Origin of the sequence: Cellulomonas hominis (assembly GCF_005239125.1) — a bacterium.
In the GTDB taxonomy this organism is placed as follows: Bacteria; Actinomycetota; Actinomycetes; order Actinomycetales; family Cellulomonadaceae; genus Cellulomonas; species Cellulomonas hominis_A.
Genome location: NZ_SZYE01000140.1, coordinates 1 through 10364 on the forward strand (window position 1 = coordinate 1; position 10364 = coordinate 10364).

Here is a 10364-nt window from a genome sequence, read left to right on the forward strand (position 1 = left end):
CCAGCCGGCCGGTCGGGCCGAGCGTCGAGGCGAGCGTCGCGAGCACGGCGACCCGGCCGAGCGCGGCGGGCGCGGCGGCGAGGGCGACGGCCTCCCGGGCCATCGCCGCGTCCACCCGCAGCACCGGGACGTCCACCTGCGCCGCCGCGGCCTCGGCCGCCTCGCCGACGGACGAGCAGGTGACCAGGACCGCGGCGGCGCCCGCGGCGGCGAGGTGCCGCACGTGGGCGAGCACGGCCGCCTCGACCTCGGGGGTCACGCCGGTGGCCACCGCGGTGGCGAGCAGCCACCCGTCGACGACGTGCACCCGGCGCAGCCCCGGGGCGGCGGCGTCGAGGTCGGCGTCGAACCGGGCCGCGAGGGCGGGGACGGTGTGCAGCAGGCCGGCGGTGCCGGCCTCCCCGGCGGTCACGCCGCCGTCCACGGCCGGGCCTCGGCGTCCACCAGCTCCACCAGCCGCTCCAGCCGGGGCACGGACACCTCGGCGAGGGCGGCCGGCACGTCCGGGCGGCCGACGACGTCGCTCCACAGGGCGCGACCGGCCAGGAACCCGCTCGCCCCGCCGCGGCACGCCGCGCGCACGGCCCCCGCGAAGTCGTCGCGGTCCACGCCCTGCGACAGCACGACCCACGGCCCGGTGATGGACTCGCCGAGCGTCGCGCACGCCCGCTCGAGGTCCGCGGCCTCCGCACGCCCGCCCAGCGGGACCTGCACCTTGTACAGGCTCGGGCCGAGCGGCGACAGCTCGCGCGCGGCCTCGGCGATCGCCGCCTCGGTGTCCCAGGTCCCCGCGGCGGTCTCCTCCGGCGTCGCCCGCACCACCGGCTCCAGCACCGACAGCACACCGCGCGCCGCGGCGACCTCGATGAACCGGCGGGCGAGCTCGACCCGCTGCTCGCGGCGGGCGTCGCGGCGCCAGATGACCAGCAGCTTGATCGCCACGGCCCCGTGCAGATCCGCCTCGGGGGCGACCACCACCTCGTCCAGCCCCGTCTCCTCGACCGGGCCGCCCGGCTCCTGCTCGAGCGCGTCGGCGGCGAGGATCAGCCCGCAGGACGACGGCAGCAGCGGGGCCGCGCGCTCGACGCCGAGCTCCCGGTCGATGAGGAACCCGGAGGCCAGCGGGCTCAGCGCCCGCGCGACGTCGAGCTTGAACGCGACCAGGCGCTCGTCGTCGACCCGGCCGGCACCGGCCTGGTCGAACATCGTGCGCAGGCTCTCGCGCTGGTCCATCGCGACCATCGCGAGCGCGCCGGACGGGCGGGCGATGGCGTCGAGGGTCGGTGCGGTCACGGGTGGCCTCCTGGGATCGGCGGGGTCGGGTCGGGGACGGCAGGGGCCACGGCCGCCGGGTCGCGGGCGGCGCGGACGAACCGGGCCAGCGCGGCGTCGGCGCCGGGGTGCGGGCCCGGCAGCGGGCTGCCGTCGGGCAGCCCCGGGAGGACCGGGAGCACCGGGGGGTCGTCGGGGTCGAGCAGCCCGGCCCGGTGCAGGGCGAGCACCGCCGCGCCGGCCGCGACCGGCTCGGCGCAGTCGACCAGCCGGACGGGCACGGGTCCCGCCTCGGCCTTGGCGCGCATCCACGCGGTGTTCCGGGAGGCGGGCCCGCCGAGCACGACCAGCTGCTCGGGCCGCAGCGCCGGGTCGGCGGCCGCACCCAGCCGGAGCTGCACGTCCAGCATCCACCGGGCCTGGAGCGCGAGCCCGTCGACCATCGCCGCCGCGAGCGCCACCGGCCCCCGGGCGCCACGGCCGAGCACGCGCACCCGGGCGGCGGGGTCGGGGTCGGGGGTCTGCCGGCCGGACACGTACGGCAGGACGACCGGCGCCGCCGGGTCCGCGGGGTCCGGGCGGTCGGCCGGGGGCAGCGCGGCGACCGCGGCGAACAGGTCGTCGGCCGTCCGGCCGGCGGCCTCGTGCTCCAGCCACCAGCGGACCATCGCCCCGGCGCTCGACGACCCGGCGAGCAGCGCGGGCCGGCCGGCGACCGTGCGGACCAGGCTCATCCCCGCGCGGGCGACGTCCGCGCGCACCGGGTCGGCGGACAGCACCGTGCACACGGCCTCGGCGGTGCCGATCGAGTCGGCGGTCGTGCCCGGCGCCCGCACCCCCGCGGCCCACGCGCCGACCGCGTGGTCGTGGCCCGCGACGACGACGGGGGTACCCGCCCGGAGCCCGGCGCCGACCCACGGCCCGGGCCGGACGGTGCCGGCGACCGCACCCGGGCCGGCGACCCGCGGCAGGTGCTCCGGGCGCAGGCCCACCTCGGCGAGCAGGTCCGCGTCGAACGCCGTGGGCAGCGCCGCGTCCGCGGGAGGCAGCCGGTAGGCCATCGAGCGGCCCGCGAGCGTGTGGTCGGTGACGAGGTCGCCCGTCAGCCGCAGCGCCGCCAGGTCCGCGACGCCCGCCCACCGGGCGAGCGCGGCCCGCCGGGCGGGGTCGTGCGCGGCGAGCCAGGCCAGCGTCGCGAGCGGCACCTTCGCGCTCGGCCGGACGCCGGTCGCCTCGAACAGCGCGGTGGCGCCGAGCCGGTCGGCGAGCCCCGCCGCCTCGGCCGCGGCGCGCTGGCCGTCCCAGCGGAGCCAGGAGCCGAGCGGATGACCGCCGCGGTCGAGCGGGACGCCGGTCTCGGCCATCGAGGCGACACCGACGGCCTGCGGGACGCGGGGCGGAGCAGGGCGGGGGCCGGCGGCGGGCGCGTCTCCGGCGGCGGGCGGGCCGTCCGGGGAACGGCGCGCCGTCGCGAGGGCGCGCACGGTCAGCTCGCGGAGCACCCGGTCGAGCGCGGCCGGCTCCGGCGTCGGCGCGGCCGCGACCGCGAGCAGCTCGACGGTCCCGTCGGCGGCCGACTCCGGCACGGCGACGAGCACGACCTTCGTGTTCGTGGTCCCGACGTCGATGCCGAGGCCGAGCAGGCGGCTCACGGGCCCCAGTCTGTTCGACGTCGAACACATCGGTCAACCGTGTGCGGACGTTGACATCCGCCCCGGGCGACCGTTGGATGGCGACCGTGCGCTACACCGCCGCCCCCCGCCGCCGGGACGAGCTGCTGCGCCGGCTCGAGGAGTCCGGCTACGTCTCGTCCAGCACCGCCGCGGCCGAGCTCGGCGTCTCGGAGATGACGATCCGCCGTGACCTCGGGCAGCTCGCCGCCGAGGGCCGGGTGCGCCGGGTCGTCGGCGGCGCCTCGCTGGTCGACGGCAGCGCGGCCCCGCCGTTCGAGCTGCGCCGCACCGAGGCGGCCCGGGAGAAGGACGCGATCGCGCGCGCGACCCTGCCGCTGCTCGCCGACGCCGGGGTGCTGGCGCTCGACGCCGGCACGACGGTGGCGACCCTCGCCCGGCGGCTGCCGCAGGGGCTGACGGTCGTCACGCACTCCGTCCCGGTCATCACGGCCTGCACCGGCCGGGACGACCTGGAGGTCGTGGCCCTCGGCGGGACCTTCCACCGCGCCACCCGCTCGTTCGCCGGACCGGCCACCCGCGCCGGCCTCGCGGACCTCGCCGTGGACGTCGCGGTGCTCTCCGCCACCGCCGCGGGGCCGGGCGGGGTGTACTCCGCGGACCCGTGGGACGCCGACACCAAGCGCGCGATGGCGGCGATCGCCGACCGCGTCGTGCTGCTCCTCGACCACCGGAAGCTCGCGGCCCGGGCCCCGATGCGGGTCCTGGGGCTCGAGGACGCGCACGCCGTGGTGGTCGACGACGGGGCGACGGCCGACCAGCTCGCGATGCTCCGCGAGCGGTGCGAGCGCGTCGTGGTCGCGGACGCCGGGTCGGCGCCGTGACGGCCGGGACGCGCGTCGGCGTCGCGTCCGGGCCGCGGCTCGGCGTCGTGGCGGACGACGTGACCGGCGCGTGCGACCTCGCGGACGCCGTCCGGGACGCGGGCGGATCGGCGGTCGTGGTGCTCGGGGTCCCCGCGGACGGACTGGCGCTCCCGCCCTGCGACGCCGCCGTGGTGGCGCTCCGCACCCGCACCGCACCCGTCGAGCAGGCGGTCGCGGACTCCGTGGCCGCGGCGTCGTGGCTGCTCGCCGGGGGTGCCGCCGCGATCTACCAGAAGTACTGCTCGACGTTCGACTCCACCGACGAGGGGACGATCGGCCCCGTCGCGGACGCCCTGCTCGGCCTGCTCGGGCCGGGCGCGGTGTCCGTCGGCACGCCCGCGACACCACGCGCCGGGCGGACCCAGTACCAGGGACACCTGTTCGTCGGCGACCGGCTGCTGTCGGAGTCGTCGCTGCGGCACCACCCGCTCACGCCGATGACCGACCCGGACCTGGTGCGGGTGCTCGGACGGCAGACCACCCGCCGCGTCGGTCTGCTGCCGTGGGACGGGCTGCGGGGACCCGACCCGGCCGGGGCGCTGGAGCGGGTCCTGGACGGCGGGGCCACGCACGTGCTCGCGGACACGCTGACCGACGACGACCTGGACGCGCTGGCGCGGGTCGCCGGCGGAGCGGGCGCCGGTGGCGGGGACGTCCGCGAGGGCGGCAGCGGGAGCGGCGGCAGCGGGAGCGGCGGCCGCCCGGTCCTGCTCGGCGGGGCGGCCGGGTTCGCCGCGGCGCTCGCCCGCACGTGGCCGCGCCGGCCGGCCGGGCCGGACGCGTCGTCACCGCCGCGGAGCACCGGCGGGCGGGCCCTGATCGTGTCGGGCTCGTGCTCGGCGCGCACCCTCGAGCAGGTCGCGCGGTTCCCCGGCTGGCGGGTCGACCTGGACGCCGACGCCCTGGCCGCCGACCCGGACGGCGCCCTCGGGGCGGCGCTCGTGGAGCTGGCCGCCGCGTACGCCGAGGGCGACGGCCCGGTGCTGGTCTCGTCGTCCGCCGGCCCCGACACGGTCCGCGGCACCCAGGAGCGGCTCGGCGTCGGGCGTGCGGCCGCCACGCTGGAGCGGGCCGCGGGCGAGGTCGCCGCCCGGGCGGTGCGGGACCTGGGCGTGGGGCGGGTGCTGGTCGCGGGCGGCGAGACGTCCGGCGCGGTCGCCGCGGCGCTCGGGCTCGGGGTGCTGCGGGTCGGGCCCGCGGCCGCGCCCGGTGTGCCGTGGATGGTGCCGGTCGACGGGCCCGCGGTGGCCGTGCTGCTGAAGTCGGGCAACTTCGGCGGCCCGGACCTGTTCACGACGGCGTGGGAGGTGTGCCCGTGAGCGAGCGCCGCGAGGCGGCCGGCGACCCGGGTGACGGGCAGGGCGCGGGGGCGGACCGGTCGGCCGTCGACGCGGCGCGGGCGGCGCTGGTGGCCGCGTGCCGGCACCTCGCCGCCCGCGGCCTGTCGCCGGGCGGGTCGGGCAACGTGAGCGTCCGCGTCGGGTCGCTGCTGCTCATCACACCGACCGGGTCGAGCCTGTCCCGCGTCGCGCCGCGCGACCTCGCGGTCGCCCGGATCGACCCGGCCGACCGGGCGGCGGGCACCCCGGCGGCGGGCGAGCCGGTCCCGTCGAAGGAGCTGCCGCTGCACCGCGCCGTCTACGCCGCCCGCCGCGACGCCACCGCCGTCGTGCACCTGCACTCCCCCGCGGCCGTCGCCGCGTCCTGCCTGGAGCCCGCCGCGCTGCCCCCGGAGACCGCGACCGGCCCGCTGCCCGCGGTGACCCCGTACCAGGTGATGCGGCTCGGCGACCTGCCCGTGGCGCCGTTCGCGCTGCCGGGGTCGGCGGCGCTCGCCGACGGCGTCGCGGCGCTGGCGGCCGACGCGCCGGCGATGCTGCTGGCGAACCACGGCTCGCTCGTCGCGGGGACGCACCTGACCGGGGCCCTCGACCTGGCGGAGGAGCTGGAGGCCGCGGCCCAGGTGGTGCTGCTCCTGGCCGGCGTCCCGCACCGCCGCCTGACGGCCACCCAGGTCGCGGCGCTCCGCGCCCGCTGACCGGCGCGCCCACGCCGGCCCTGCGCCCCACCGGCGCGCCGACCTCCTTCGCGACCGCACGCCGAGCCTGCACCACCTGCGGGGTTCGACCTCCCTGAACCCCTCCGTTACTGCACGCTCAGCGGGGGTGTGGCGCGGGCGGCTGCGGCGCGGGTGGGCGCGGGTGGCGCGTTCGCGCGCGGGCGGGCGGGGCCGTCAGGACGGGAGGCGCACCTGGCCGCCGAACTCCCGGCAGTGCCGTTCGACCGCCTCGAGCGTGCGCCGCCCGGCGTCGTCGACGACGCGCACGGCGGTCGCGTCGACGGTCAGCTCGTCGCCTGCCGCGTCGAGCAGGCACTGCAGCGCCTCGCGCAGGACGGACGCGGTGCGCACGTCGAGGTCACCGCGCACCGCGATCACCGACGGCTGCGTCGGCTGACCCAAGTCGATCGTCACGTCCACGGCCAAACCTCCCGGCTCCGTCGCGGGCGCCGCTGCTGCACCCCCGCGCTGCGAGGGTAGGAGCGGTTCCCCGTCCGCGCGCGGGGAAGTGGTTCTCGGCCGGCCGTCCCACATCCGGGGCACCCTCTGGTGTGCGAACTCGCACATCCCGTAATGTGGCAACGTTCCTACATCCGTCCGGCGTCGCACGGTGTCCGCCCGCGGTCCGACCACGGCCGCGGCCCAACGGGACCCGCGTGGCACCTCCTGAGGAGAGCCGTGCACCGCACCCTGTCCGACCTGACCGCCCGCATCGACCGCACGCTCAAGGACCGGGTGCTGCCGGTCGTCCACACGCACCGCGTCCCGCTCGAGGTCACGGTCGCCCACCTGCCGGGCGAGCCCGTGCCGTTCGCCGAGGCCGTCACGCTGCCGTTCGAGCCCACGACCGTCGGCGAGCCCTGGGGCCGGGCCTGGTCCACCAGCTGGTTCCGCCTGCGGGGCGTCGTCCCGCCGGAGATGGCCGGCCGGCGGGTCGAGGTGCTCGTCGACCTCGGCTTCCGCACCGGCGGCCCCGGCTTCGAGGCCGAGGGGCTCGTCTACACGCCCGACGGCGTGCCGCTGAAGGGCATCGAGCCGCGCAACCTCTACGTCCCCGTGGCCGACCCGGCGCGCGGCGGCGAGCCGATCGACCTGTACGTGGAAGCCGCCGCCAACCCGTCGATCGGCGGCTCCCCCACCACCGACCTCGGCGACCTCGACACCGTCCCGGACGTGCTGCTCTACCGGCTCGCCCGCGCCGAGGTCGCGGTGCTGGAGGAGGAGGCGCAGGCCCTCGCCCTGGACGTGCAGGTGCTGCACGAGCTCGCCCTGCAGCTCCCGGCGAACGACCCGCGCCGCGAGCGCCTCCGCACCGGGCTGGAGCGGGCCGTCGACGCGCTCGACGTCCGCGACGTCCCCGGGACCGCCGCGGCCGCCCGTGCCGAGCTGACCGCGCTGCTGGCGGCGCCCGCCGTGCCCAGTGCGCACCGGGTCTCCGCCGTCGGGCACGCGCACATCGACTCGGCGTGGATGTGGCCCGTGCGGGAGACGATCCGCAAGTGCGCGCGCACGTTCTCGAACGTCGCCTCGCTCGCCGACGCCTACCCCGACCTGCGGTTCGCCTGCTCGTCCGCGCAGCAGTACGCCTGGGTCCAGGAGCACCACCCGCACGTGTTCGCCCGGGTCAAGGAGAAGGTGGCGGCTGGGCAGTTCGTGCCGGTCGGCGGGATGTGGGTCGAGTCGGACACCAACCTGCCCGGCGGCGAGGCCCTGGCCCGGCAGCTCGTGCAGGGCCGGCGGTACTTCGCCCGGGAGCTCGGCGTCGAGGAGCAGCCCGAGGTCTGGCTGCCCGACTCGTTCGGCTACACCGGCGCGTTCCCGCAGCTCGCGCGGCTGGCCGGGGCCCGGTGGTTCCTGTCGCAGAAGATGTCGTGGAACACCACCAACCGGTTCCCGCACCACACATTCTGGTGGGAGGGCATCGACGGGTCGCGGGTGTTCACGCACTTCCCGCCGGCCGACACCTACGGCGCCAAGCTGTCCGGCGAGCAGCTCGCGTACGGGGTCGCCAACTTCGCCGACGCGGGCCCCGCCAACCGCAGCCTCCTGCCCTTCGGCTACGGCGACGGGGGCGGCGGCCCCACCCGCGAGATGATGGAGACCGCGCACCGCGTGGCCGACCTGGAGGGCTCGCCGCGGGTGGTCGTCGAGACGCCGGCGGAGTTCTTCGCCGGCGCCGAGGCCGAGTACCCCCAGGCGCCGGTGTGGTCCGGGGAGATGTACCTCGAGTTCCACCGAGGCACGTACACCAGCCAGCTCGCGATGAAGCAGGGCAACCGGCGCACCGAGCACCTGCTGCGCGAGGCCGAGCTGTGGGCCGCGACCGCCGCCGTCCGCGCCGGGGCCGCGTACCCCTACGACCACCTGGACCGGCTGTGGCAGGACACGCTGCTGCTGCAGTTCCACGACATCCTGCCGGGCAGCAGCATCGCCTGGGTGCACCGCGAGGCCCGGGACACCTACCGGCGGCTGGGCGGGGAGCTCGAGGCGCTGGTCGCGGGGTCGCTCGCCGCGGCGGCGGGGCCTGGGGACGCGGAGGTGCTCGCGAACGCCGCGCCGCACGGCCGGGACGGGGTGCCGGCGCTCGCGGCCGGGGTCCCGGCGGTACCCGGCGCACCGGTGACGGTCACCCGCGACGGCGACGCGGTGGTGCTCGACAACGGGCTGCTGCGGGTGCGGGTCGACGCGGACGGCACGATCGGGTCGGTCCGGGACCTGGTCGCCGACCGCGAGGTGCTGGCGCCCGGCGCCGCGGCGAACGTGCTCCAGCTGCACCCCGACCAGCCCGTCCGGTTCGACGCCTGGGACGTGGACGAGTTCTACCGGCACCGGGTCCGCGAGGTCCGGGACGTGTCGGCGCTGACGGTCGACGAGGCGGACCCCGCGCGCGCCGAGGTCCGGGTGACCCGGCACGACGGCGGCTCGGCGTATGTGCAGACGATCGCGCTCGCCGCGGGCGAGCGCCGGGTCGACCTGGCCCTCGACGTCGACTGGCACGAGCGCGAGACCCTGCTCAAGGCCGCGTTCCCGCTGGCGGTGCACGCGGAGCGGTCGACGGCCGAGACCCAGTTCGGGCACGTGCACCGGGCGACGCACACCAACACGTCCTGGGACGCCGCGCGGTTCGAGATCTGCGCGCACCGGTGGCTGCACGTCGCCGAGCCCGGCTACGGCGTCGCGGTCGTCAACGACTCGACCTACGGGCACGACGTCGGGCGCCCCGGGCCCGGGGACGCGCGCGGCGCCGGGGCGACGACCGTGCGGCTGTCGCTGGTCCGCGCACCGCGGTACCCCGACCCCGAGACCGACCAGGGCCGGCACACGATGCGGTACGCGCTGGTGCCGGGCGCGGGGATCGACGACGCCGTGCGCGAGGGGTACCGGATCAACCTGCCCGCGCGGCGGGTGCGCGGTGCCGGACCGGTCGAGCCGCTGGTGACGGTCGAGGGCGCGGTCGTCGAGGCCGTGAAGCTCGCCGACGACCGGTCGGGGGACGTCGTCGTGCGGCTGTACGAGGCGCGCGGCGGGCGCAGCCGGGCGGTCGTGCGCCCCGGGTTCGCCTGCGCCGGGGCGTCGGTGCGCGACCTGCTCGAGCGGGAGGACCCGGAGGTCGCGGCGCTGGCGCCGCTGTCCGACGCCGGCGACGGCGCAGTGGCACTCGACCTCGGCCCGTTCCAGGTGGTGACCCTCCGCCTGCGGCGCGCCTGACCCGGGCGGCGCGATGGGCTGGCGGCCTACGGCTTCCGGCGCGGCCACCCCTGATCCCGGTCGGCCGGGCCGGAAACCGGAGGCGAGGGGGGCCGCACACCTCCCGGGCCCCGTCGCGCGCGGGTGTCAGGCCGCCGGGGCCGGCGCCGGGAGCAGCAGCCGCGTCAGCGCGGCGTCCAGGAGGTGCCCGGCACCCTCGGTCAGGAGCCAGCGCGCGGCGCCGTCGCTCGTGAGGAACACGATCGTGCGCGGCGCCGGCGCCGGCTCGCCGGTGACCAGCGGGGTGCCCGCGGGGACCTCCACGAGCACCGGGCGGGGCTCCGGCTCCGGGGCGCGGGCCAGCACGCGGGCGCCGGGCACCGGCTCGCACCAGGTCAGCCGCCCCGCACCGCGGTGCACCACCACCTCCCGGCCGTCGTCGCGCACCAGCCGGTCGCGGTCGAGCAGGACCCCGGAGGTCGTCGCGACGCCCAGCGTCACCAGCCGGCCCCAGGCGAGCACCGGGACGGCGGCCCCGGCCAGCGCGCGGGCGGCGACCGCGGGGGCGTCCGGGGTGAGCACGACCAGGTCGGTGTGCGGGTGGTCGGGGGGCGGCCAGGTGGACGCCACCCGCACGTCGAGGCCACGCGTCCGCAGCCAGCCGGCGGTGGCCTCGTCGCCCGCGGACGGGTGCGCCCCGGTGAGCAGCACGGCCCGGCGGCCGGCTCCGCCGACGCCCGGCCCGCCGACGCCCGGCCCGGCGGCACCCGGCTCCCGACCCGCCAGCGC

Annotated in this window: 8 protein-coding genes and 1 pseudogene; 4 read left to right on the forward strand and 5 right to left on the reverse strand. The window is 78.7% G+C overall.

The window, feature by feature from the left end; genetic code table 11:
- The 3 genes from FA014_RS14605 to FA014_RS14615 form a co-directional block, all read right to left on the reverse strand.
- On the reverse strand, window positions 1-412 hold a 412-nt coding region (locus FA014_RS14605; RefSeq protein WP_328288208.1), incomplete at its 3' end, for an aspartate/glutamate racemase family protein.
- Window positions 409-1293: a hypothetical protein gene (locus FA014_RS14610; protein WP_230323181.1), complete on the reverse strand. Its 885-nt coding sequence runs from the start codon at window positions 1291-1293 to the stop codon at window positions 409-411. The genes FA014_RS14610 and FA014_RS14605, both read right to left, overlap by 4 nt.
- Complete coding sequence (locus tag FA014_RS14615) at window positions 1290-2924, reverse strand: FGGY-family carbohydrate kinase (protein WP_230323182.1); 1635 nt, start codon at window positions 2922-2924, stop codon at window positions 1290-1292. Before FA014_RS14615 ends, FA014_RS14610 begins: the two co-directional genes overlap by 4 nt.
- Before the next feature lie 77 nt (window positions 2925-3001).
- Between FA014_RS14615 and FA014_RS14620 the strand changes: the two genes are divergently transcribed.
- Genes FA014_RS14620 through FA014_RS14630 form a run of 3 tightly spaced genes read left to right on the forward strand, consistent with a single transcriptional unit; the run spans window position 3002 to window position 5867 of the window.
- Window positions 3002-3787 carry a DeoR/GlpR family DNA-binding transcription regulator gene (locus FA014_RS14620; protein WP_154730386.1) on the forward strand — a complete coding sequence of 262 codons (786 nt, stop codon included), beginning with the start codon at window positions 3002-3004 and terminating at the stop codon, window positions 3785-3787.
- Complete coding sequence (locus FA014_RS14625; protein WP_154730387.1) at window positions 3784-5148, forward strand: four-carbon acid sugar kinase family protein; 1365 nt, start codon at window positions 3784-3786, stop codon at window positions 5146-5148. The genes FA014_RS14620 and FA014_RS14625 overlap by 4 nt, the downstream gene beginning before the upstream one ends.
- Window positions 5145-5867 carry a class II aldolase/adducin family protein gene (locus tag FA014_RS14630; protein ID WP_154730388.1) on the forward strand — a complete coding sequence of 241 codons (723 nt, stop codon included), beginning with the start codon at window positions 5145-5147 and terminating at the stop codon, window positions 5865-5867. Before FA014_RS14625 ends, FA014_RS14630 begins: the two co-directional genes overlap by 4 nt.
- Window positions 5868-6062: 195 nt before the next feature.
- On the opposite strand, the gene FA014_RS20085 is transcribed toward FA014_RS14630, so the two are convergent.
- Entirely contained in the window at window positions 6063-6308 is a 246-nt protein-coding gene (locus FA014_RS20085) for an STAS domain-containing protein (RefSeq protein WP_195969305.1), read from the reverse strand.
- Between the two features lie 258 nt (window positions 6309-6566).
- Here FA014_RS20085 and FA014_RS14640 point away from each other — a divergent pair, with 258 nt between their 5' ends.
- Window positions 6567-9596, forward strand: coding sequence for an alpha-mannosidase (locus tag FA014_RS14640; protein WP_230323183.1), 3030 nt, complete (start codon window positions 6567-6569; stop codon window positions 9594-9596).
- Window positions 9597-9722: 126 nt separating this feature from the next.
- Here the strand turns inward: FA014_RS14640 and FA014_RS20090 are convergent.
- Window positions 9723-10364 (reverse strand): annotated as a pseudogene (locus FA014_RS20090) (hypothetical protein); the annotation flags it as partial.